The sequence below is a fragment of the Pseudodesulfovibrio portus genome, from assembly GCF_026000375.1.
GTDB lineage: Bacteria > Desulfobacterota > Desulfovibrionia > Desulfovibrionales > Desulfovibrionaceae > Pseudodesulfovibrio > Pseudodesulfovibrio portus.
Window position 1 is genome coordinate 2,779,575 of sequence record NZ_AP026708.1, and the last position, 21,264, is coordinate 2,800,838.

At 62.9% G+C, this 21,264-nt stretch carries 19 protein-coding genes and 2 tRNA genes; 2 read left to right on the plus strand and 19 right to left on the minus strand.

Features of this window, described 5'->3' with window-relative positions:
- Positions 1-68: 68 nt before the first annotated feature.
- The gene (gene hslV, locus OO730_RS13245; protein WP_264981951.1) at positions 69-608 is read right to left on the minus strand and encodes an ATP-dependent protease subunit HslV; all 540 of its coding nucleotides are present in this window, start codon (positions 606-608) and stop codon (positions 69-71) included.
- A gap of 9 nt (positions 609-617) precedes the next feature.
- Positions 618-1,163 carry an O-acetyl-ADP-ribose deacetylase gene (locus tag OO730_RS13250; protein ID WP_264981952.1) on the minus strand — a complete coding sequence of 182 codons (546 nt, stop codon included), beginning with the start codon at positions 1,161-1,163 and terminating at the stop codon, positions 618-620.
- Positions 1,164-1,260: 97 nt separating this feature from the next.
- Between OO730_RS13250 and OO730_RS13255 the strand changes: the two genes are divergently transcribed.
- Positions 1,261-2,436, plus strand: coding sequence for a hybrid sensor histidine kinase/response regulator (locus OO730_RS13255; protein ID WP_264981953.1), 1,176 nt, complete (start codon positions 1,261-1,263; stop codon positions 2,434-2,436).
- Positions 2,437-2,454: 18 nt separating this feature from the next.
- Here the strand turns inward: OO730_RS13255 and OO730_RS13260 are convergent, their stop codons facing one another.
- From OO730_RS13260 to OO730_RS13310, 11 genes are all read right to left on the minus strand, one after another.
- Positions 2,455-4,326, minus strand: coding sequence for a chloride channel protein (locus OO730_RS13260; protein ID WP_264981954.1), 1,872 nt, complete (start codon positions 4,324-4,326; stop codon positions 2,455-2,457).
- A 4-nt stretch (positions 4,327-4,330) separates the two neighbouring features.
- Positions 4,331-5,299: a bifunctional riboflavin kinase/FAD synthetase gene (locus tag OO730_RS13265; RefSeq protein WP_264981955.1), complete on the minus strand. Its 969-nt coding sequence runs from the start codon at positions 5,297-5,299 to the stop codon at positions 4,331-4,333.
- 69 nt (positions 5,300-5,368) lie between these two features.
- Entirely contained in the window at positions 5,369-6,808 is a 1,440-nt protein-coding gene (locus OO730_RS13270; protein ID WP_264981956.1) for a beta-barrel assembly-enhancing protease, read from the minus strand.
- A 109-nt stretch (positions 6,809-6,917) separates the two neighbouring features.
- The gene (gene rho, locus OO730_RS13275; protein ID WP_407681896.1) at positions 6,918-8,291 is read right to left on the minus strand and encodes a transcription termination factor Rho; all 1,374 of its coding nucleotides are present in this window, start codon (positions 8,289-8,291) and stop codon (positions 6,918-6,920) included.
- A 275-nt stretch (positions 8,292-8,566) separates the two neighbouring features.
- Positions 8,567-9,082, minus strand: a complete 516-nt coding sequence (locus OO730_RS13280; protein ID WP_264981957.1) for a CarD family transcriptional regulator — start codon at positions 9,080-9,082, stop codon at positions 8,567-8,569.
- Between the two features lie 80 nt (positions 9,083-9,162).
- Positions 9,163-9,780 carry an aminoacyl-tRNA hydrolase gene (pth, locus tag OO730_RS13285; RefSeq protein ID WP_264981958.1) on the minus strand — a complete coding sequence of 206 codons (618 nt, stop codon included), beginning with the start codon at positions 9,778-9,780 and terminating at the stop codon, positions 9,163-9,165.
- 117 nt (positions 9,781-9,897) lie between these two features.
- A complete protein-coding gene (locus OO730_RS13290; RefSeq protein ID WP_264981959.1) occupies positions 9,898-10,563 on the minus strand; it encodes a 50S ribosomal protein L25 in 666 nt (221 codons plus the stop codon).
- Positions 10,564-10,644: 81 nt separating this feature from the next.
- Positions 10,645-11,583: a ribose-phosphate diphosphokinase gene (locus OO730_RS13295; RefSeq protein ID WP_264981960.1), complete on the minus strand. Its 939-nt coding sequence runs from the start codon at positions 11,581-11,583 to the stop codon at positions 10,645-10,647.
- Between the two features lie 30 nt (positions 11,584-11,613).
- Positions 11,614-11,688 (minus strand) — tRNA-Gln (locus OO730_RS13300).
- A gap of 257 nt (positions 11,689-11,945) precedes the next feature.
- Positions 11,946-12,818: a 4-(cytidine 5'-diphospho)-2-C-methyl-D-erythritol kinase gene (gene ispE / locus OO730_RS13305; RefSeq protein WP_264981961.1), complete on the minus strand. Its 873-nt coding sequence runs from the start codon at positions 12,816-12,818 to the stop codon at positions 11,946-11,948.
- Between the two features lie 35 nt (positions 12,819-12,853).
- Positions 12,854-14,269 (minus strand): Do family serine endopeptidase, encoded by a 1,416-nt coding sequence (locus tag OO730_RS13310; RefSeq protein ID WP_264981962.1) that lies wholly within the window; start codon positions 14,267-14,269, stop codon positions 12,854-12,856.
- 174 nt (positions 14,270-14,443) lie between these two features.
- Here OO730_RS13310 and OO730_RS13315 point away from each other — a divergent pair.
- Positions 14,444-14,520: transfer RNA gene (locus OO730_RS13315), tRNA-Arg, on the plus strand.
- Between the two features lie 438 nt (positions 14,521-14,958).
- Here the strand turns inward: OO730_RS13315 and OO730_RS13320 are convergent.
- From OO730_RS13320 to OO730_RS13345, 6 genes are all read right to left on the minus strand, one after another.
- The gene (locus OO730_RS13320) at positions 14,959-17,091 is read right to left on the minus strand and encodes an ATP-binding protein (RefSeq protein WP_264981963.1); all 2,133 of its coding nucleotides are present in this window, start codon (positions 17,089-17,091) and stop codon (positions 14,959-14,961) included.
- Positions 17,092-17,286: 195 nt separating this feature from the next.
- The gene (gene infA, locus OO730_RS13325) at positions 17,287-17,505 is read right to left on the minus strand and encodes a translation initiation factor IF-1 (protein ID WP_163810014.1); all 219 of its coding nucleotides are present in this window, start codon (positions 17,503-17,505) and stop codon (positions 17,287-17,289) included.
- 93 nt (positions 17,506-17,598) lie between these two features.
- Entirely contained in the window at positions 17,599-17,862 is a 264-nt protein-coding gene (locus OO730_RS13330) for an RNA recognition motif domain-containing protein (protein WP_264981964.1), read from the minus strand.
- A 236-nt stretch (positions 17,863-18,098) separates the two neighbouring features.
- Complete coding sequence (locus tag OO730_RS13335; protein WP_264981965.1) at positions 18,099-18,398, minus strand: hypothetical protein; 300 nt, start codon at positions 18,396-18,398, stop codon at positions 18,099-18,101.
- On the minus strand, positions 18,385-19,944 hold the full coding sequence (locus tag OO730_RS13340; protein ID WP_264981966.1) for an exo-alpha-sialidase: 1,560 nt from the start codon (positions 19,942-19,944) through the stop codon (positions 18,385-18,387). The genes OO730_RS13335 and OO730_RS13340 overlap by 14 nt, the downstream gene beginning before the upstream one ends.
- Before the next feature lie 12 nt (positions 19,945-19,956).
- Positions 19,957-21,246: a phenylacetate--CoA ligase family protein gene (locus tag OO730_RS13345; protein WP_264981968.1), complete on the minus strand. Its 1,290-nt coding sequence runs from the start codon at positions 21,244-21,246 to the stop codon at positions 19,957-19,959.
- Positions 21,247-21,264: the final 18 nt, after the last annotated feature.

Consider the following 21,264-nt stretch of genomic DNA (forward strand, 5'->3'; position numbering starts at 1 on the left):
CTTTTCCCAAATTTTTTATGGCCGCTGCGCGGGTGGGAAAGAGGGCGGGTCCGCCTCTGGTTTGGTGCTTATCTGGTCTGGGATTCCAGCGTGATGTTGTTGTTCGTGTAGACGCAGATGTCGGCTGCGATCTCCATGGCCTTGCGCGCGATTTCCGATGCGCTGAAGTCGGTGTTCTGGCTCAGTGCACGGGCTGCGGCCAGGGCGTAGGAGCCGCCGGAGCCGATGGCCGCGATGCCGTCGTCGGGTTCGATGACGTCGCCGGTGCCGGAGATGATCAGGATGTGCTCGCCGTCCGCAGCCAGGAGCATGGCTTCGAGCTTGCGCAGGTACTTGTCCGTGCGCCAGTCCTTGGCCAGTTCCACCGCCGCCCGGAGCAGGTTGCCGGAATAGGTCTCCAGCTTGGTCTCGAACCGCTCGGACAGGGTGAAGGCGTCGGCCGTTGCCCCGGCAAAGCCCACGGTTACCTTGTCCTTGTAGATGCGGCGCACCTTGCGGGCCGTGTGTTTCATGGCGATGGCCTGGCCCATGGTCACCTGTCCGTCGCCGGCCACGGCCGTGCCGTTTTCGTCCTTGACCGCCACGATGGTGGTTCCTCTGAGTTCCATAGTGTCTCCTTACAGTATTTCGCGGGCGATGCCGGTCCAGATGTCGAGGGCCGGTTGCCCGTGCAGGACCATGCGCGCCTCGGCCACCAGCCCCGCTTCGAGTCCCCGCCGCAGTGCGGTCAGGGCGATGCGGGCCGCGTCTTCGACCGGGTAGCCGTAGACGCCGCAGGATATGGCCGGAAAGGCGATGGTCCGGATGTCGTGTTCGTGGGCGAGCTTGAGGGAGTTGGCGTAGGCGTTTTCCAGCAACTCGGGCTCGCGGTCGTCGCCGCCGCGCCAGATGGGGCCGACGGTGTGGATGATGTGTTTGGCCGGGAGATCGAAGCCGGGGGTGATGGCCGCCTCGCCCGGGGGCAGGGAGCCGATTTCCCTGATGATTTCCCGGCATGCTTCCTGGAGCTTGTCCATGCCTGCGCCACGGTGGATGGCCCCGTCCACGCCGCCGCCCCCGGCCAGCCGGGAGTTGGCCGCGTTGACGATGGCGTCCGCGTCGAGCGCGGTGATGTCGCCGTCTGCAAGCGTCAGCCGTCCGGAGGTGAATTTCCAGTGTTGCATGATACCCCGGAAGATAAATCCTCAGACCGGTTTGGCAAGGGTAAACCTGCAGCAGTAAATCATTCCTGAATATGTGTGGGCGGTGTAGGGTGATTTCATGGCACACCGGGAAACCATACTCATCGTGGATGATCAGCCCGAGAACATCACCATCATGGTCGAGGCGCTGAAGTCGTCCTATGCGCTGGTCGCGGCCACGGACGGGGAGTCCGCCCTGGAGCGGGCCGGTGCCGAGCCGGGGCCGGACATGATCCTGCTCGACGTGATGATGCCGGACATGAACGGGCACGAGCTGTGCCGCCGTCTCAAGGAGGACCCTGCCACCCGCGACATCCCGGTCATGTTCGTCACTTCACTGGACAAGCCCGACGACGAGGCCCTGGGGCTTTCCCTGGGGGCTGTGGACTACATCACCAAGCCCATCAGCCCGCCGGTGGTGGCGGCACGGGTCCGCGCGCACCTCCAGCTCAAGCGGGCCAAGGAGCTGCTCGAAAGCCAGAACGAGGTCCTTGAGGAGCGGGTCCGGGAGCGGACCGCCGAGGTGGTCCGGATGCAGAAGGAGCGGGTGGAGAGCCTCAATCATTTTGCCGACGCCCTGGCCCATCAGATTCGCAATCCGGTGGTGTCCATCGGCGGCATGGCCGGGCTGATGATTAAAAAGGCCCCGGAGGACAGCCCGCTGATCGAGTATGCCGAGGCCGTGCGCGAGGACGGGTTCCGGCTGGAGCGGCTGGTGGGCGTGGTCCGCGAGTACGTGTCCCTTGCGGCGGGCGGAATCCAGGTCGCCTTTGTGGAGAGCATGGTGGAGCAGGCCCTGGAAAAGGCGCGCGTCACGGCCCGGGAAATGGAACTCGGCCTGGAGTGCTCGATGCAGCTCGAGAAGGACATGGTGGGCGTGGACGTGCGCATCGTGGTCCTGGCCTTGACCGAGATTCTGGTCAACGCCTTGGAGTTCGCCACGGGCGAGACCGTGCATCTGACCGTGGAGGGTGGCATCGGCCGATTCAGGGACGTCCTCTCGTCGGGGGAGGGCGGATGGAAGGAAAACCGCTGGTACGGCGTGCGGATCACGGACGACGGCCCGGGCATCGCCGGGGACGTGCTCCCCTATGTGACCGACCCGTTCTTCACCACCAAGGCCCGCGGCGTGGGCATCGGCCTGACCAAGGTCAAGCGGGTCATCTGCGACGAGCACGGCGGCACGCTGCTGATCCGTTCGCCGTCTGAAAACGGCATCGGGACCGAGGTCATCTTCAATCTGCCGCTGGCATAGGCGGCGTCCGTCTGCGGGTTATTCTTCCGCTTCGCCCAATTCCCCGCCCTTCACTTCGGCTATTGCCTCGGCATAGGCCTGGAACACGTCGTCGCGGTTGATGAGCCCGATGATCTCCGAGGTGTTGGTCTGGGCGACCACCGGAATCTGGCCGTAGTCCGTGTTCACGAAGCGGAGCAGGGCCTGGTACAGGTCGTAGTCCGGGCGGACGTAGACCGGCCTGGACATGAGGTCCTTGACCACCACCAGGTCGTGCAGCCCCTCGTCGAACATCCAGTTGCGGATATTGTGGATGGAGACCATGCCCACGTACCGGCCGTCCTCTCCTCCCCGCACCGGGAAGTAGAGCTGGTCGGAGTTGGCGATGATGTCGGTCAGGGCCTTGAGCGTGGTCCCTTCCTCCACGACGATGACGTCGTGGGGATCGTAGAAGTCGGACACGTGCATCTGTTCGAGCACGTTGATGGTGGCGTCTTCCACGTGGGCCGGGGAGTCGAACTTGTTCTCCACCTGGTGTTCGTAGAGCGAGTAGTTGCGCCCGAGCACGATGCAGATGGCCGAAGCCAGCATGAGCGGGGCCAGCAGCCCGTAGCCCTGTGTCAGTTCGGTGACCATGATCAGCGGGCCGATGGGCGCGTTGGCGACCCCGGCGAAGAAGGCGGCCATGCCGACCAGGATGTAGGCACCGGGCTGGGTGACGATGTTCGGGAAGAAATGGTGCCCGATCTTGCCCACCAGTCCGCCGGACATGCCGCCCACGAACAGGGCGGGCGCGAACATGCCGCCGGACATGCCCGAACCGATGGTGATGGACGTGGCCACGGTCTTGCCGACGATCATGTAGCACATGCCCAGCGCCGGAATCTGGCCGAGAATGGCCAGCTCCAGCCAGCCGTATCCGCCGGACAGGATGCCGCCGGTGACCAGCCCGTCGGTGGCGGTGTAGGGGTAGGCGATGCCGAGCAGTCCCATGGACAGGCCGCCCAGGCCCATGGCCCAGATGATGCCGATCTTCTCCTGCAGCGGGCAGAAGATGTGGTATTTTATGAAATAGAACGTCTTGATGTACATCCAGCCCACCGCCGCGCAGACAAAGGCGAGCAGGGCGTAGAAGATCAGCTCGCGCGGGTCGTGGAAGGAGAAGCGCGGGATGCCGAAGATGGGGTCGGTGCCGTAGAAGAATGTATAGATGGAGTAGGAGACCACCGAGCTCATGACCGCGGGCAGGATGGCCTCGGCCTCGAAGTCCTCGCGGTAGATGACCTCGATGGCGGTCAGCGCGCCGCCGAGCGGGGCCCGGAAGATGGCCCCCAAGCCGCCGGCAGCACCGGACAGCAGGAGCAGACGGCGTTCCTTGGCGGACAGGTCGAAAATCTTGGCGATCCATGCGCCCGCGCCCGCGCCCATCTGGGTGATGGGGCCTTCGCGGCCTGCGGAGCCGCCCGAGGCGATGGTCAGCACCGAGCACAGCCCCCTGATGATGGCCACGCGCGACTTGATGACGCCGCCCTGGTTGTGGAAGGCGTTGATGGTGGCGTCGGTGCCGTCGGTGCCGCCGTTGATGGTCTCTGGGATGAAGGTCTTGACCAGCCAGCCTGTGAGCAGGGCCGTGCCCGTGGTGGCAATGGGGATGACCCAGGGCCGGAACACGGAGCCGTGGCCCTCGAAGATGCCTTCGCCCGCCGGTTCAGGGGAGACGATGCCCGCCAGGTTGGCCTGGATCATGTGCTTGCCGAACTCCACCAGCCAGAAGAAGGCCACGGCCACGAGGCCGGACAGCACGCCGACCAGCACGCCGATGACCAGCCACCTGAACGAGGTGACCGTGCGGTAGGACTTCACGAAGTCCTTCCAATAATTCATTACCCTGGTGATGACGTCGATGGGCATGGTCTTATCCGTCGAAGTCGGGACGGGTCAGTCTGATGGCCGCTTCGGGCTGGGAGAGAATCTGCCGTCCCAGGTCGATGTCGATGCCGATGCGTGCTTTCAATTCGTCGATGCCGTTGAATTTCTTTTCGTCGCGGATGCGCTGCACGAAATGGACGCGGATGTCCGCGCCGTAGATGTCGCCGGAAAAATCAAGGATGTGCGCTTCCACGGAAAGGGCGTCGTTGCCGAAGGTCGGGTTGATGCCGATGTTGGCCACGCCCATGTGGACTTCCCTGTCCACCTCCACCCAGACGGCGTAGACGCCGGGCTTGGGGAAGAGCTCGTCCACCAGCTTCAGGTTGGCCGTGGGGAAGCCGAGCAGCTTGCCGCCCCGGTCCATGCCGTGCACCACCTCGCCCTTGACCTGGTAGAACCGCCCCAGCAGGGGGCGCGCGGACCAAACCTTGCCCGCCTGGACAAGGTCGCGGATGCGGGTGGAGGAGACGACGGCGTCGTCCACGGTCACCGGGTCCAGCCGGTCCACGGTGAAGCCGTGCTTGGCTCCCAGCTGGGTCAGGGTCTCGAAGTTGCCGGCCCTGCCCTTGCCCAGGTGATAGTCGTAGCCGATGATCATCTCCTTCATCTTCAGTCCGTCCAGAAGGTACTTTTGGACGAATTCCTCGGGAGAGAGTCTGGCCATGTCCCTGGTGAATTCCAGGAGCAGGCAGACCTGGGGGCCGTACTGGGAAATGAGCTCGATCTTCTGTTCGGTCAGGGTGATGAAGGGGGGCGTCTTGTCGCTGCGCAGTACCCGCAGGGGGTGCGGGTCGAAGGTGACCACCACGGAGACCAGGTCGCGGGCCTTGGCGCGCGAGCAGGCCAGTTCGATGAGTTTCTGGTGTCCCTTGTGCACGCCGTCGAAGTTGCCGATGGTCACGCATGACCCGGCAATGGCGTCCTCTATGTCCTCTAATGTCCGTGCGACGATCATGTATTATTTGGTGTTCGGGTTTGAAAGAAAAGCAACCTACGCCAAAAGTTTCCGGTTCACAAGGGTCGGCTATTTCTTGGCCTTGGCGCGCTCCTCGATCAGGTCGGACAATTCCTTGAGTTCCTGTTTCTGGGTTTCGGTCTGGGCAAGTTCCCCGGCCTGACGCTGGTGGCGGCGGGCCTTTTCCAGATTCATGGAATAGGCGGAGGCAAAGCCCAGGTGCAGGTTGCCGCCGAAGTGGTCGCCGGACGCACCGAGGATCATGCCCAGGTGGTGGTGCACTTCCCAGTCTTCCGGGACGAGCGTTTCCACCTTGCGCATGTTGGCGATGGCCTGGGTGAACTGCTTGCCCTCGGCCTGGAGCCGGGCCAGGTAGAACAGGGCCAGGGCGTCGCGCTTGTTGTGGATGGCCGCCTTTTGCAGCAGTCCGACGGCCCTGTCCGGCGCGCCGACCGTGAAATAGTAGATGCCGGCCTCGCGGGCGACCAAGGGATCGTCCCCGGCCTTGGAGAGGGCTGTCTCGAAGGCGGCCCGGGCCTCCTCCATTTTCTTGAGCCGCATCAGGGCGTTGCCCCGTCCCACGTAGTCCATGGGGGTGTAGTCGGATTTCGGCTTGTCGTCCCAATAGGCCAGGGCCGTGTTGGCCGGGGACATCTTGGACCGGACCAGGCACTGGATCTTTTTGAGCAGGGTGGGGTCCTCGTGCCGCTCCAGGAATTCGGGGGGCATGCGCTGGATGCGGTCCTGGAGGTAGGAGATGCGGTCGGCCAGCCCGGGGTGGGTGGACAGGTAGCTCGGCATTTCCGAGCCGGAGTCGAACCACCGGTTCTTCATCATGATCTCGAAGGTCTCGGGCATGCCGGACGGGTTGTACCCCGCCTTGACCATGGAGTTGAGCCCCACGTGGTCGGCTTCGCGCTCGTCCTCCTGGGAATACTGGAGCATGGCCGCCGCGCCCGCGCCCGCTGAACCGACCATGATGGCCTGTCCCGCCTTGGTGCCGGTATCGCCGCCTGTGACCGCGCCGAGCAGCAGCCCGGCCAGCATGCCTGCCGTGGACAGGACCGTGACCCGTTTCTGCTTTTCGATGCGGCTGACCACGTGGCGTTGGGAGACGTGGGCGAGCTCGTGGGCGATGACCCCGGCCAGCTGCGATTCGGTTTCCACGGCCTGGATCAGGCCGGTGAAGACGTAGATGAAGCCGCCGGGAATGGCAAAGGCGTTGAGCAGCGGGTTGGCGATGACCGCGCTCTTGACCTGATAGGGCATGGGGCGTTTGCCGGTGACCACCCGGGCCACGATGTGGTCCACGTAGTCGGTGATGTAGGTGTCGCCGACCATGGCCATGCGGCTGCGGATGATCTGGTCGAATTCCCGACCCATCTTGTTTTCGTCGCGCAGGGTCAGCTTGTCGCCGAACAGCATGTTGGCGCGGGCGGTCGCCACGGGGGCGATAACCAGGAGCAGTGCCGCGAACAGGGCGGTCAGTGTGGCAGGCGTTCTTCGCATGGAGTCCATACTAATCATTTGATTGCGCAAAGCAACCACAGGCTGTCTTTTGCACAAAAAAGGGGCGCGGACTGGTGTCCGCGCCCCCGGGTGTCGTTGTCGGCGTTCGCTACTTGGACATGGAGTCCAGGAACTCCTGGTTGTTTTTGGTGCCCTTCATCTTGCCGCGCAGGAATTCCATGGAGTCGATGGAATTCATGGGGGAGAGGAGCTTGCGCAGGATCCAGACGCGGTTGAGCACGTCCTCTTCCAGGAGCAGCTCTTCCTTGCGGGTGCCGGAGCGGTTGATGTCGATGGCCGGGTACACGCGCTTGTCGGACAGGTGGCGGTCCAGGTAGATTTCCATGTTGCCGGTGCCCTTGAACTCCTCGAAGATGACCTCGTCCATGCGCGAGCCGGTGTCGATGAGCGCAGTGGATATGATGGTCAGGGAGCCGCCTTCCTCGATGTTGCGGGCCGCGCCGAAGAAGCGCTTGGGCCGCTGCAGGGCATTGGCGTCGATACCGCCGGAGAGCACGCGCCCGGAGGACGGGGTCACGGCGTTGTAGGCCCGCCCGAGGCGGGTGATGGAGTCGAGGAGGATGACCACGTCGCGCTTGCGTTCCACCAACCGCTTGGCCTTCTCGATGACCATGTCCGCAACCTGAACGTGGCGCTGCGGCGGTTCGTCGAAGGTGGAGGAGACCACCTCGGCCTTGACCGTGCGCTGCATGTCGGTCACTTCCTCGGGCCGCTCGTCGATGAGCAGGACGATGAGGTCCACCTCGGGGTGGTTGGCGTTGATGGAGTTGGCGATGGTCTGGAGCATGATCGTCTTACCCGTGCGGGGCGGGGCCACGATGACGCCGCGCTGGCCCTTGCCGATGGGCACGAGCAGGTCGATGATGCGGGAAGAATAGTTCTGGCTGCCGTTTTCGAGCTTGAGTTGCTCTTCGGGATAGAGCGGTGTCAGGTTGTCGAAGAGGACCAGGTTCTTGGAGTGCTTGGGGTCCTCGAAGCCGATCTCGGACACGCGCAGCAGGGCGAAATACCGTTCCCCTTCCTTGGGCGGGCGGATCTGGCCGGACACGCAGTCGCCCTTGCGCAGGCCGAAGCGGCGAATCTGGGACGGGGAAACGTAGATGTCGTCGGGGCCCGCCATGTAGCTGTACATGGGGGAGCGCAGGAAACCGAAGCCGTCGGGCAGGATTTCCAGTACGCCTTCACCGAAGATCTGTCCGTCCTGGGAGGCACACTCCTGAAGCAGGGAGAAGATCAGTTCCTGCTTGCGCATGGTGGAGGGGTTTTCCACTCCGAATTCCATGGCCAGGTCCGTCAGGTCCTGCATGGATTTGAGCTTCAGCTCGGTCAGGTTCAGGCTGCCGCCGTTCCCGTTCCCGTTGGCGATGGTCTTCGCCTTCTTTGGGGTTGTTTTCTTGGGACGGCCCCGTTTGGGAGCGCCAGCCTTGCCTTTGGGTTCGGTCTCGGTCTTTTTTTCGGCCATGCGTGAAATTTTGGGTTGAGGTTGAAGGATGTGCAAACGTGTATGCTTGATGCAACTATACTAGCTTATTGTATATTCCTGATGCAGGCGTGTCGAAAGATGGGAGTGGCCGGTCCGGGAGGACGGGGCGAAGATAAGACGAAAATGCGTACCTCTTTTGAAGTTGCGCTCACAGCCTCGTGTCAGAACTCATGTGGTGTGGGAAAAATATGATCAAGCCGCAACGCGGCATCGACTTAGGGGTTATCGCAAAAGGCGGGCCTTGACAAGCCCTACTAATCCTTTTCTTCCTGGGCGGCGATAACGTCGGCGAACATTTCGTTGATATCTTCCTTGATGGACTCCTGGTCCCGGTCCACGGAGTAGGCCAGTTCCATGGAGACCAGGCCCATGGCCTGCTCCAGGAGGCGGCGTTCGCCAAAGGACAGTTCCTTGTCCTTGCCGATGAGGAAGAGCTCCTTGAGGACGTAGGCCACGTCGGAGAGATCGCCGCTTTTGAGCTTCTCGGAATATTCGCGATAGCGTCGGTTCCAGTTCTGGCCGGTGTAGCCGGTAAACTCGGAACGGTCTTCCAGGGATTCGAATATCTTCTGGCCTATGCGCTTGGAGCATACGGGCCTGAGCCCCACGTTCTCGGCGTTGGCCACCGGGACCATCAGGGTCACGTTGTTGCTCAGTATCCGCACGATATAGAAATCGGCTTTCACCCCGCCGATCTCCTGGGATTCGACACGCTCCACGCGACCGACTCCCTGAGAGGGATACACGACCAATTCGTTAACCTTGAACACGGTGAATTAAACTCCTGAATAAGGGCTTTTTACATGCGACAGAAGGCCATCATAACGAAAAGGGATTGAAGAGTCCACGATTACTCCATTTCTTCTTCTCGGAGGGAGAAGGAGTTGACGTGCTGCTGGGCAAAACCCCTGCCACGCCGGTAAAAGATGTCCAACCCCTTGGCCGCGTGAGCGATGATGTCCGGCAGGAACGACGCTTCCCGGCCTGCAAAGGGCTCCAGCACCCAGTCGCTGATGACCTTGTACGGGTCGGCGGGTCGGCTCACTCCGAGGCGCAACCGCCAGAAGTCGGGGGTGCCGAGACGTTCCTGTATGGATTCCAATCCGTTGTGGCCGTTGTTGCCGCCGCCTATCTTGAACTTCATCCGGCCCACGGGCAGGTCCAGTTCGTCGTGGACCACGACCACGTCCCCGGGAGCGAGCCTGTGACGGCCGCAGATCTTGGACACGGCCTTGCCGCTCAGGTTCATGTAGGTCATGGGCTTGGCCAGCAGCCGGAACGCGCCCGCAAACTTGGCGCTCCACAGTTCGTAGTCGCCGGACTCGTTGATTTTCTCGAGCCGCATGGACTTGCGCTGTTCGGCCTGGAGCAACAGGTGATCAACGAGCATGAACCCGATGTTGTGCCGGGTCTTCTCGTATTTCGGGCCGGGATTGCCGAGTCCCACTATGACGCCTTTGTAGTCCATGCCGGGGTGCCGTCCGTTCTCGTTGCGTGCAGTCTATCAGCCTCTTCGGCCGGAGGCAAAAAAATCCCGGAGCGCGACGCCGCGCCCCGGGAAGTCGTATCAATGTATATGTCGGAACTATTCGGAAGCTTCCTCTTCGGAGCCGCCTTCTTCGCCTTCGCCTTCCTCTTCGCCCATGATGCCTTCGAGGCCTTCGTCCTCATCCAGCTCTTCCTCTTCGCGGGCGGCCTGGACGGCCACGACGGCGTAGTTTTCGTCAAAGAGCGGGGTGACGCCTTCGGGGAATTCGATTTCCTCGATGTGGACGGAATCCATGATGTCGAGGTCGGTGATGTCGATGGTGATGGAGGACGGAATGTCCATGGGCTTGCAGACGACCTCGATGGTGTCGCGGTACAGTTCCAGAACACCGCCGAGCTTGACGCCCTTGGAGGAGCCGACCAGCTCGAAGTGGACGGCGACCTTGATTTCCTGGTCCAGATCAACGCCGAAGAAGTCGACGTGCTCGGGCAGGCCCTTGACCGGCTCGTTGCGGACGCGCCAGAGCAGCGCGGGCATGGTTTCGGTCTTGCCGCCCTTTTCCAGGACCAGCTCGAAAACCTGCGCGTTGCCCACTGCGGCGTAGGCCTTCTGCAGGGGAACCATGGCCACCTTGACCGGAATGTTGGAGCCCTTGGCATCGTAGTAGATGCCCGGGACCATGCCGGTGGCACGGAGGCGGCGGTTGGGGCCCTTGCCCAGTTCAGTGCGTTCCTCAACGTTGAGTTTCAGCAGTTCTGCCATGTGATTTTCTCCTTTTACGCCCTGGCCGTCCACCATGGACGGACGCTCGCGCTTTATCAGGTTTATGCGGGACGATTCCCTTTATACAAACAGCACGGAAACGGATGATTCCGTGTGCACGTTGTTGATTGCCTTGGCCAGCAGGGAGGCCACGCTCCGCTGCTTGATCTTGGAGCAGCAGGTCTTCTTGTCGTCCAACGGGATGGTGTCGGTGACAACCACCTCGGAAAAGGCGGACTCTTCCAGCCGCTGGATGGCCGGGCCGGACAGCACCGGGTGGGTGGCGCAGGCCATGACTTCCTTGGCCCCGTTTTCCATGATCACGTTGGCGGCGGCGCACATGGTGCCGGCGGTGTCGATCATGTCGTCCACCACCACGGCCACCTTGTCCCTGACGTCGCCGATGATGTGCATGGCCTTGGCCTGGTTGGGGGCGTCGCGGCGCTTGTCCACGATGGCCAGGGACGCGCCGAGGCGTTTGGCATAGGCACGGGCGCGCTCAACGCCGCCCGCGTCCGGGGAAATGATGACGAAATCTTCGTTCTTGTCGCGCAGGTGCTCGAGCAGGGCCGGGGCGGCGAACAGGTTGTCCACCGGACAGTTGAAGAAGCCCTGGATCTGGCCTGCGTGCAGGTCGATGGTCACGAGCCGCTGCATGCCCGCCGTGGACAGCAGGTCGGCCACCAACTTGGCGGAGATGGGCGCCCTGGGAACCACTTTCCGGTCCTGGCGTGCATAGCCGAAGTAGGGCACCACCGCGGTGACGCGGGAGGCGCTGGCCCGCTTGAGGGCGTCGAGCATCAGGCACAGTTCCATGAGATGGTAGTTCACGGGCGAACAGGTGGGCTGCACCACGAACACGTCGTCACCGCGCACGTTCTCGCCGATCTCGATGCGGATCTCTCCGTCGGAGAAGCGTTCACGCAGGACCGGTGAGGCCTTGGTGCCCAGGTGCTCGCAGATGGCATCAGCCAGCTTGGGGCTGGCAGAACCGCTGATGATTTTCAACTCGCCGTGCATTGTCCATCTCCCTGGATAGCTTTGTAAAATTGGCTGGGGCGGGAGGATTCGAACCCCCGAATGTCAGGACCAAAACCTGATGTCTTACCACTTGACGACGCCCCAGCGGATTCGTCGAGAAGCGGCCAATCGCTGCGCTAAGTGAATTCTTAGCGAACTTGTTCGCTTAGAAGACCTTACACCTTAGGCGTGCTGCGGGCTCGCAGTACCTTTTGTACAGCTTCGCCCTTGCGCCTTGCGCTTGACCGCTTCTCGACGAATCCGCTTCCCGTTTGGGGAGCGGCGGCATCGCTTCGCCGGCCGCCGGTTGGACAGCCTTGGAAGGATGGCGAGGAAGTGGCCTGATTGGCCTTGGCGGGTGCCTATCGGCAGTCCACCGTGAAAATTTCAATTCCTTCGGATTCGAGGGCCAGGGCAGCGGACATGGCTGATTCCCTGGTCGGATAAATGCCGAACAGGGCGGCCCCCGAGCCGCTCATGGCGGCGAATTCGGCCCCGGCAGCAAGGAGTTTTTCCTTGATTTCCCGTAGTGTTGGGAACTCGTCGAAGACGACCGGTTCGAAGTCGTTCCTCATGTCCGGGGGCGAAACGGGAGATGGATTCTTAGACCCGGAAGGCTGGGATGTCAAGGATTCCGGGGCTTGCGGGGAGCCATTTTTTTCGTCCCACGCCCTGAACGCCCATGGGGTGTCGACGTGGATCGCCGGGCAGGCGATGACCAGGGTCTTGTCGGACAGGTCCACGTCGGCGGGCTCGAGCTTTTCGCCGATGCCGCCCGCCCAGGCCGGGGCGTTCATGAGGAAGAAGGGGACGTCCGCGCCGATGGCGGCTCCAAGGGAGAGCAGTTCGTCCGGGACCAGGGCCGCATCGCCCGCCTCGTCGTTGAGCCATTTGAGCATGGTCGCCGCGTTTGAGCTGCCGCCGCCCAGGCCGCCTCCCATGGGGATGCGCTTGGTCAGTGTGACGAACACGCCGGGCTTGAACCCGGTGGCCGTGCCGTATGCCTTCCATGCCTTGTAGATGAGGTTGGAGGTGGTCTCTAGGTCCGGGTTGTCCGGGCAGCGGATGTAGAAGTCGTTGTCCGGGGCGGGCTCGATCTTGATCAGGTCGCAGGGCATGTCCACGGGGTAGAACAGCGTGTGCAGCTCGTGATAGCCGTCTTCCCGCAGTCCCCGGATTTCGAGGTGCAGGTTTATCTTGGCCGGGGCGATGAGGGTGACGGTGTCCATAATCATTAAAAAGGGGGCTCCGTGCGGAGCCCCCGTATTGGTTATTTGTCCAGCGGCAGGGCCACGAAGCTGTTCTGGCCCTGGCGTTTGATCAGGAGCATGACCGCGCCGCGTTTCTTGTCGCGTTCGATCACGCCCTTCAATTCGTCCACGGAGTTCACGTCCTGCTGGTTGGCCTGGACGATGACGTCGCCCTGGCGGATGCCTTCCTTGCCGGCCGGGGTGGTCTGGTCCACGGAGACCACGAGCAGGCCGTAGGCCTTTTCCAGCCCGAGGGCCTGGGCCTCCTGTTCGGTGATCGGGGAGAGTTCCATGCCGAGCACGGTGTCGGTGGCGAGCTTGTCCTTGCCGTTGGGAATCATGGAGGCGAGGGTCTTGTCGCCGCGCTGGCCGAGGATGACGGTCTTCTTCACCCGCTTGCCGTTGCGCCACAAAACCAGGTTCGCCTTGTCGCCGGGAGCCAGGCCCGCGATCTTCTTGAGCAGGTCGTTGTTGTCGTCCACCTTCTTGCCGTTGACCTGAAGGATGACGTCGCCCTGCTTGACCCCGCCCTTGTCGGCCGGGTGCCCCTTGCCGACGGAGGCCACGAGGGCGCCGGTGGGCTCGGGCAGGCCAAGGGCCTTGGCCTGGGTTTCGGACACGCGCTGGATGGTCACGCCGAGCCAGCCGCGCTGCGGGGTCTTGCCCTGCTTGAGCTGGTCGATGACGTTGGCGGCCTGGGAGCTGGGGATGGCGAAGCCGATGTTTTCGGCAGCCGCGTTGATGGCCGTGTTGATGCCGATGACCTCGCCCTGCATGTTGAGCAGGGGACCGCCGGAGTTGCCGGGGTTGATGGAGGCGTCGGTCTGCAGGAAGTTGTCGAACGGCCCCGCGCCGATGATGCGGTGCTTGGCCGAGATGATGCCTGCGGTCACGGTGTTGTCCAACCCGTAAGGGTTGCCGATGGCCACGACCCACTCGCCCACCTGGAGGGCGTCGGAGTCGCCGAATTTCAGGGTGGGCAGGGGATGATCGGCCTTGATCCTGATGACCGCCAGGTCGGTTTCCTTGTCCGCGCCGACCACCTCGGCCACGTATTCCTTCTTGTCGTCCTGGAACTTGACGGTCACCTTGTCCGCGCCGTCGATGACGTGGTTGTTGGTGACGATCAGGCCGTCGGAGGAGATGATGAAGCCGGAACCCTGTCCGCGCTGGATGCGCGGCTGCTGTCCCTGCTGGCCGAAGAACTGGTCGAACTGCTCGAAAAATTCACGGAAGGGGTGTCCTTCGGGCACCTGCTGGCGGAACTGACGTCCCGGGTCGCCCGTGGCGGTCTTCTCCGTGGAGATGAAGGCCACGGCCTTTCCCGCCGTGGCGGCCAGTTCCGTGAACACGGGCAGACCGTTGGCCCTGGCGGCGAGCGGCACGACCATGACCATGGCAAAGGCGATGGTGAGTATTTTGATTTTGCGAATCATATATCCTCCAAAACTAAGGATGCGGAAAACAGGATGGCGGCTTGAGCCGCATTTTGGAAATATAGCCCTTTTTTTCCACTTGTAAATAGTGTGAATCAAATTGCACGCAACATTCGTTGCAATCCATGAAACGCTTGCCTTTTCGCCACCGGTCGGCTAGGAGAAATTCCCCGTGCCCCCATAGCTCAGTTGGATAGAGCGCTGGATTCCTAATCCAGGTGCCGCGTGTTCGAATCGCGCTGGGGGCACCACTCAGACGATAACCCGCTCTCCCCCGAGAGCGGGTTTTTTGTACCTCGTGTTCGCCGAATCCGCAGGACAGCGGATTCGGAGCGCGCCGCATCGGCGCGACCCCGCAGGGGCGGCCCCCATGGACGGGGGCCGTCAATCGCGCTGGGGGCACCACTCAGACGATAACCCGCTCTCCCCCGAGAGCGGGTTTTTTGTACCTCGTGTTCGCCGAATCCGCAGGACAGCGGATTCGGAGCGCGCCGCATCGGCGCGACCCCGCAGGGGCGGCCCCCATGGACGGGGGCCGTCAATCGCGCTGGGGGCACCACTCAGACGATAACCCGCTCTCCCCCGAGAGCGGGTTTTTTGTACCTCGTGTTCGCCGAATCCGCAGGACAGCGGATTCGGAGCGCGCCGCATCGGCGCGACCCCGCAGGGGCGGCCCCCATGGACGCGCTTTAGCTCCAGATCGTGGGCAGCGAGAAGGAGAAGCAGCTGCCATGGCCCTCGGTGGACTCCACCCAGATGTTGCCGCCGTAGTGCTCGACGATTTCCTTGCAGATGGCGAGCCCGAGGCCGGTTCCCTTGTTCTCGTCGGTGACGGTGTCGCCGCAGACGGACTTGTGAAATTTTTCGAACAGATGGGGCAGGTCCGCCGGGGGAACGCCGGACCCGGTGTCGAGAATCGATGCGGTCATGGCCCCCCGGGCTTCCGTGAGGGAGATGGTGACCGAGCCTTTTCGGGTGAATTTGTAGGCGTTGTTCAGGAGGTTGATGACCACCTGCTGTATCTTGTCCGGGTCTGCGTGGATGGGCTTGCAGGTGTCGGGCAGATTGATCTCCAACCTGATCTCGGGGTTGGCCGCGAAGCTGCCCGAAGCGGCCGAGACCGCCTGCCTGATGATTTCGCACGGATCGATGAGGCGGTCATGCCATGACGCCTTGCCCGACTCGATGCGGCTGATGTCCAGGAAATCGTTGATCAGGCGGGTCAGCCGTTCGCCTTCCATGTCGATGATTTCCAGGTTGTTCCGGATGCGGTCCGCCTTGTTCTTCAGCTTGGGGCTGTCGGCCAGTATGCCGAAATAGCGGAGGAAGTCCTTGGAGCACAGCTTGGCGAAGCCCCGGATGGACGTCAGCGGGGTCCGCAGCTCGTGGGACACGGACGAGACCAGGGACGACTTGACCTGGCCCAGCTCCAGGAGGCGGGCGTTGGCTTCCTCCAGCTCGGCGGCCTTTTTGCGGAGTTCGCGGGTCCGCATGTCGACCTTGAGTTCCAGCTCTTCCTCATTCAGCTTGCGTTCGATGGCCAGGGCCACCTGCTCCGAAACAGCGGTCATGAAGGTCACGTCCGCCTCGGAGTACTGGCGGGGGTTTTGGTAGTCCTGCACGGCCATGGCTCCCATGATTACGCCCCGCAGCCGCAGGGGCACGCCCAGCCATGACGCGGGGAGGGTGCCGATGATGCCGATCTGCTCCATGTGCTGCATGTCCCGGGGGGAGGCGGCCGAAAGCAGCAGGGGCACGCCTGTGCGGAAGACGTGGATGGACAGGCTGTTCCGGGAGGGATCGCTGACGTCGGGGATGGTGTAGTAGTCGTCCTTTTCGTCGGAGAAATACACGAATTCCAGGGAATCGGTCTCCTCGTTCAGGAGGGTGATGAAGAAATTGTCCGCGTCGATGGCTTCATCGATGATGCGGTGGATGTGTTCATACAGTTCGCGCGGGTCGCGGGTGGTGCTGATGGCCGAAGAGATGGCGTAGAGGGCGTTGGTGGTGCGCTCGTTGAATTTTCTGGCGGTGATGTCGGTGTGGGTGCCCGCCATGCGATGCACCTTGCCGTCTTTGTCGCGCACGCTGGCGCCCCTGCCGAGAATCCAGCGAACCGAGCCGTCCTTGTGGAGCATCCTGTACTCCACCTCGAATTGATCCACCTTGCCTTCCAGGCACTGGCTGTTGGCGTCGAGGGCCCGGCCATAGTCATCCGGGTGTATGGCGTTGATCCACGATTCCGGCAGGTTCGGGAACTCCTCGTCCGAATAGCCGAGGATCGCCTTGTACCGCTGGGAGTACCAGACCGCGTTCGTGGTCAGGTCCCAGTCCCAGAATCCGTCGTTGGCCCCTTTGGCCACAAGCGCATAACGCTCTTCGCTCTTGCGCAGGGCCTCCAGGGTCTCCTCGCGGTCCGTGACGTCGATGAGCGAGCATATCCGTTCCCCGCTTTCCGGGTTCAGGCGGACGAAGACATGGACCGTCTTGCGGACGTTGTCGCAGGCGAGAAACGTGAACGTGTAATTGTCCGGGGGCTGGCCCCCTGCCTGTGTCCGTTGCCGAAAATAGGTTTTCATGCGGCGCAGGTCTTCGGCATCGACGAAGTCCGACCACTTCATCTTGCCGGCGATGTCCTCGATGGGACAGGCCGCGAGTTTGGAGAATTGCGTGTTGCAACGCAGTATGACCGAGTCCTCGTCCACGGTGGCCATGGCCGTGCCCGTATTCTCAAACAGGGCGCGATACTCGTTTTCATTGGGACACGGGGCGGTTCCGTCCGCCCGGGGTCCCGTTTTTGTCTGCCGTTGCTTGTCTTTCATTTTCTGCCATCGCACGAAGATACATCCCTTATAGCAAGGAAAAAATACTTTCAGCAATGATATTAATGAAGAAGCTGCGTCCGTTGATACGGGGCACACCGGGCGGGAAGTGGCTCAAGCGGGGCCGGAGGAAGGGGGAGGGGAAAGGGGTGGGAAACTCTTTCCGCTTCCCCTTCCTCCGGTCTCCGTGAGTGCCTAGCGGGGGCGGAAAGTGATACGGCCTCGTGTCAGGTCGTAGGGAGAGAGCTCCACGGTGACGGTGTCGCCGGGCATGACACGGATGCGGAATTTGCGCATCTTGCCGGAAATATGGGCGAGTACGGTGTGACCGTTCTCGAGTTCCACGCGGAACATGGCGTTGGGCAACGCTTCTTCAACGGTGCCTTGAACGACAATGCCTTCTTCTTTAGCCATCTAGTAATCCTTTTTGAAAGTTGAACGACGGGAAAAGCCCGCCCCTGCTCAGGGCGGGCTCATAGTGTCGTGCATCGACGTCTATGTCAATGTCTACCAACGCGGGCGTTCGGGACGGGGCCGAGCCTCGTTGACCTTGATGTTGCGGCCGCCGAAATCGGTGCCGTCCAGGGCTTCGATGGCGGCAAGCGCACCCTGGTCTTCCATTTCAACAAAGCCGAAGCCGCGGGGGCGGCCGGTTTCGCGGTCGTTGATCAGTTTGACGGAAACGACTTCGCCGTATTCGGCGAAAGCAGCGCGGACGTCATCTTCGGTGGCACTCCAGGGCAGGTTGCCCACATAAATGTTCTTGGACATGTCGTACTCAACTCCAAAAGCGAATGAAAATGTAACGGCGGATATTGCCAGGTGAAAGATTCCAAGGAAAAGTCGCGTACGGACGCACTCACAACCTGTAATTCATTCCACCAACCGTCGGCGATGCCTGGAAAAATCCTGGTGCGCTCCCGTGAGCGCCACCGACTCCCGTAGTAAAGCCCCTTACGCGGAGAGGGGATACCAGTCAAGGGAAAAATATTTGCCAGGAAAGGCTCCTAGATAGCGGTTTCCATGTCCGCAAAGAGCGTGTCCGGGGCGTACAGGCCGGGGTGGTCCGCCGCCACCTGCTCCATGGTTTCGAAGAAAGCGTCCCAGCCGATGACCTCTGCCGCCTTCTTCTTGTCCACGAAAATTTTGAACACCGTGCCTCTGGGGCATTTGGTCAGGTTCAGCTCCAGCACCCCGTTGGGCGTCATGTCCGTCCAGTAGGCGGACCAGGCCGTGCGGTCGCCTTCCGTCTTCTTGTATTTTTCGAAATAGGCCTCGAAAATCCGTTCGATGTCAGCGCGTTCCATGGGGGCCTCCCTGTTTGAAGTCGTCCGGGGTGAACCAGGTTCCGGCCACATGGGCCGTCTTGAGCGGTTCGTAGCCGCGTTCAGTGCCGTTTCCATGATGATAAGCACAAAACAGTCGCCCGTCACCCGTTTCGCACCAGCCCGAATAGCCGAAGTCCGGGGCCGCCGCGTGGCGGTCGTTGCGCAGTTCAAGGATAGTGTCGCGCATCCATTGGTCGGGCGGCCCGTCCTGTGCCCGCCACGACCACGAATAGTTTCTGCCGTAGGCGGGCTCATTGACGGCCAGGTCGGCCCGCTGCCAGGTGCAGTCCACCGCGTTGTCCTCAAAGGGGTAGGGCGCGCCGAACATGACGGGTCGGGTCTCTGCATGGTCGGGTTCGACCCGGACCAGCGCCCGGCGTGCCCCGTTGACGGACAGGGCCACTTCGCCGTCCGCGTACTCGAGTTTGATGCGGTTGAAGCGGCCCGGCTCAAGTGAAATCGGTTTTGCGTCCTCCACGTCCGGCACCACGGCGTCGGGATACAGCCGCCACCACACTCCCACGCGGATGGCGCAGCCGTTTGCGTCCGCCCTGTCCACGCGGACGGTCGTCTCGAAGCAAAGAGTGGCCGTGCGCGGGTCGGTCATGGGGCGCAGGGCATAGCGCACCACGGACGCGTTTCCCGCCTCGTTGCGCACCCGCATGCCGTCTTCGGTGAAGGTCGGGTTGCCGGGGTCGGCACTCCTGCCGTGGACCCGGAAACCGGACAGCAGTTCCTCCGCCGTGCCGGACCAGGCACAGGTGCCCCAGTCCGGGCCGGTGTTGCGGTAGGTGACCAGGAGGTTGCCGTCGGCGAGCAGGCCCATGGTCGGCCGGTGGCCGATGAGCGACGTGGGCGCGGGGTCGGACCAGGTGAGCCCGCCGTCCCGGCTGAAACAGGCGTACATGGGCTCGAACACGAAGCTGTTTTCGCGCATCAGGGCCATGATGCGGCCGTCCGGCAGCCGGACCATGGACGCCTCGCACAGCGTCAGGTTGCGGTGGGCGGCCAGCACGGAGATGCGTTTCCAGGTCGCGCCCCGGTCCGTGGAGCGGAACACCACCTGTTCGGTGGGAGGCTGGCGGATGGCCGGATGTTCCTCTCCCACGTGCCGGTGCCCGGCGGTCAGCCAGGAGCCGTCGTCCAGGATCAGGACGCGGTCGTGCATGTCGTGGGACAGGCCGGAGGGCCGCATGGGTGTCCAGGTGTCGCCGTTGTCGGAGCTGGTGTGAAATATGCGGGAGCTGTCCGAGATCAGCAGCCTGCCGTCGGCAAGGCGGAGCAGCCGGGGGCAGTGGCTGGACGGCGAGTCGGGATAGACGGGGGGCGACCAGGTGCGGCCATGGTCGTCGCTGGTCCTGACCACCACCACGCGGCGGTCGGGCCGCACGTGCTCGTTCATCTCGTTGTAGGCGACCACCAGCCGGTCGCCTGCGGCCCGGATCACGTCCGGGAAGGCGATGTAGTGTCCCTCGCGCCGGTCGATGACCACGTGGCGGGCCGGGGTATCGGACAGGCTGGGCATGGATTCCTCCGGTTACTCTTCGCCGCGGTCGTCCTGCACGCGCTTGGTCTTGGAGAAGCTGCGAGGCAGTTCGCCGGGGCCGAGAATCTCGACCTCGGACCGGACCAGGATGTGCTTGCGGATTTCCGAGGCCAGCCCCTGGGCCAGGCTCTCGTCGAGAGAGGCGGTCGAGCCGGGGGCGCGCTCCACCTGCACGGCCATGTGGTCCAGGCCGCCCCTGCGGGTCAGGGTGATCTTGTATTCCGCAGACAGGTCGTTGAACCCTTCCAGCACGGACCCGATCTGGCCGGGGTAGATGTTGACGCCCCGGAAGATGAACATGTCGTCGGACCGGCCCTGGATCTTGTCTATGCGCGGCATGGTCACGCCGCAGGCGCAGTCGCCGGGCAGGATGCGGGTCAGGTCGTGGGTGCGGTAGCGGATGAGCGGGGAGGCCTCCTTCCTGAGCGAGGTGACCACCATCTCGCCCGTTTCGCCCGGAGCCACGGGCTCGCCGGTCTCGGGGTCGAGGATCTCCACGATATACAGGTCCGCCCAGTAGTGGATGCCGTCGTGGGCCGCGCATTCCAGGCCGGTGCCCGGGCCGTACAGCTCGGTCATGCCGATGATGTCGAAGCTGTCCTCCAGGCCCAGGGCCTCCTCGAACTGGCGGCGCATCTTGGGGGTGTGGGTCTCGGAGCCGAAGATCGCCTTTTTCAGCGCGATCTTGTCGGTCAGCCCCTGTTTCTGGACTTCCTCGCCCATGAGCAGGGCCATGGAGGCCGTGGAGCAGATGCAGGTGGACTTGAGGTCGGTGAGCATCTGGAGCTGGATTTCCAGCAGGCCGGGACCCACGGGCAGGGCCATGGCCCCGAACCGTTCACAGCCCAGCTGGAAGCCCGCCCCGGCGGTCCACAAGCCGTAGCCCACGCAAATCTGCACGCGGTCTTCCACGGTCAGCCCGGCCATCTCGTAGCATCGGGCGAACATGTCTTTCCAGACGTCGATGTCGTTTTGGGTGTAGGCCAGGATCTTGCGCTTTCCCGTGGTGCCGCTGGAGCCGTGGATGCGGACCACGTCCGCCTCGGGCACCGAGAGCAGGGGCATGGGATACCCGTCCTTGAGGTCTTCGGCGGTGGTGAAGGGGAGCTTGCGGAGGTCGTCCAGGGTCTTGACGTCGCCGGGTTCCACGCCGGTTTCCTGCCACCTGGCCTTGTAGAACGGGCTGGCGGCATAGACGTGCTGCGCGGTCCACTTCAGGCCTTCGAGCTGGATGTCGGCGATCTGTTCCTCGGTCAGATTCGGAATGAAACGGTGGTCCATGGACGGCTCCCTCTGTGT

Excerpts from the sequence above, each read along its gene's own strand:
- hslV (WP_264981951.1), bottom strand. The coding sequence starts at position 608 with ATGGAACTCAGAGGAACCACCATCGTGGCGGTCAAGGACGAAAACGGC.
- OO730_RS13250 (WP_264981952.1), bottom strand. The coding sequence starts at position 1,163 with ATGCAACACTGGAAATTCACCTCCGGACGGCTGACGCTTGCAGACGGC.
- OO730_RS13255 (WP_264981953.1), top strand. The coding sequence starts at position 1,261 with ATGGCACACCGGGAAACCATACTCATCGTGGATGATCAGCCCGAGAAC.
- OO730_RS13260 (WP_264981954.1), bottom strand. The coding sequence starts at position 4,326 with ATGCCCATCGACGTCATCACCAGGGTAATGAATTATTGGAAGGACTTC.
- OO730_RS13265 (WP_264981955.1), bottom strand. The coding sequence starts at position 5,299 with ATGATCGTCGCACGGACATTAGAGGACATAGAGGACGCCATTGCCGGG.
- OO730_RS13270 (WP_264981956.1), bottom strand. The coding sequence starts at position 6,808 with ATGCGAAGAACGCCTGCCACACTGACCGCCCTGTTCGCGGCACTGCTC.
- rho (WP_407681896.1), bottom strand. The coding sequence starts at position 8,291 with ATGGCCGAAAAAAAGACCGAGACCGAACCCAAAGGCAAGGCTGGCGCT.
- pth (WP_264981958.1), bottom strand. The coding sequence starts at position 9,780 with ATGGACTACAAAGGCGTCATAGTGGGACTCGGCAATCCCGGCCCGAAA.
- OO730_RS13290 (WP_264981959.1), bottom strand. The coding sequence starts at position 10,563 with ATGGCAGAACTGCTGAAACTCAACGTTGAGGAACGCACTGAACTGGGC.
- OO730_RS13295 (WP_264981960.1), bottom strand. The coding sequence starts at position 11,583 with ATGCACGGCGAGTTGAAAATCATCAGCGGTTCTGCCAGCCCCAAGCTG.
- ispE (WP_264981961.1), bottom strand. The coding sequence starts at position 12,818 with ATGATTATGGACACCGTCACCCTCATCGCCCCGGCCAAGATAAACCTG.
- OO730_RS13310 (WP_264981962.1), bottom strand. The coding sequence starts at position 14,269 with ATGATTCGCAAAATCAAAATACTCACCATCGCCTTTGCCATGGTCATG.
- OO730_RS13320 (WP_264981963.1), bottom strand. The coding sequence starts at position 17,091 with ATGAAAGACAAGCAACGGCAGACAAAAACGGGACCCCGGGCGGACGGA.
- infA (WP_163810014.1), bottom strand. The coding sequence starts at position 17,505 with ATGGCTAAAGAAGAAGGCATTGTCGTTCAAGGCACCGTTGAAGAAGCG.
- OO730_RS13330 (WP_264981964.1), bottom strand. The coding sequence starts at position 17,862 with ATGTCCAAGAACATTTATGTGGGCAACCTGCCCTGGAGTGCCACCGAA.
- OO730_RS13335 (WP_264981965.1), bottom strand. The coding sequence starts at position 18,398 with ATGGAACGCGCTGACATCGAACGGATTTTCGAGGCCTATTTCGAAAAA.
- OO730_RS13340 (WP_264981966.1), bottom strand. The coding sequence starts at position 19,944 with ATGCCCAGCCTGTCCGATACCCCGGCCCGCCACGTGGTCATCGACCGG.
- OO730_RS13345 (WP_264981968.1), bottom strand. The coding sequence starts at position 21,246 with ATGGACCACCGTTTCATTCCGAATCTGACCGAGGAACAGATCGCCGAC.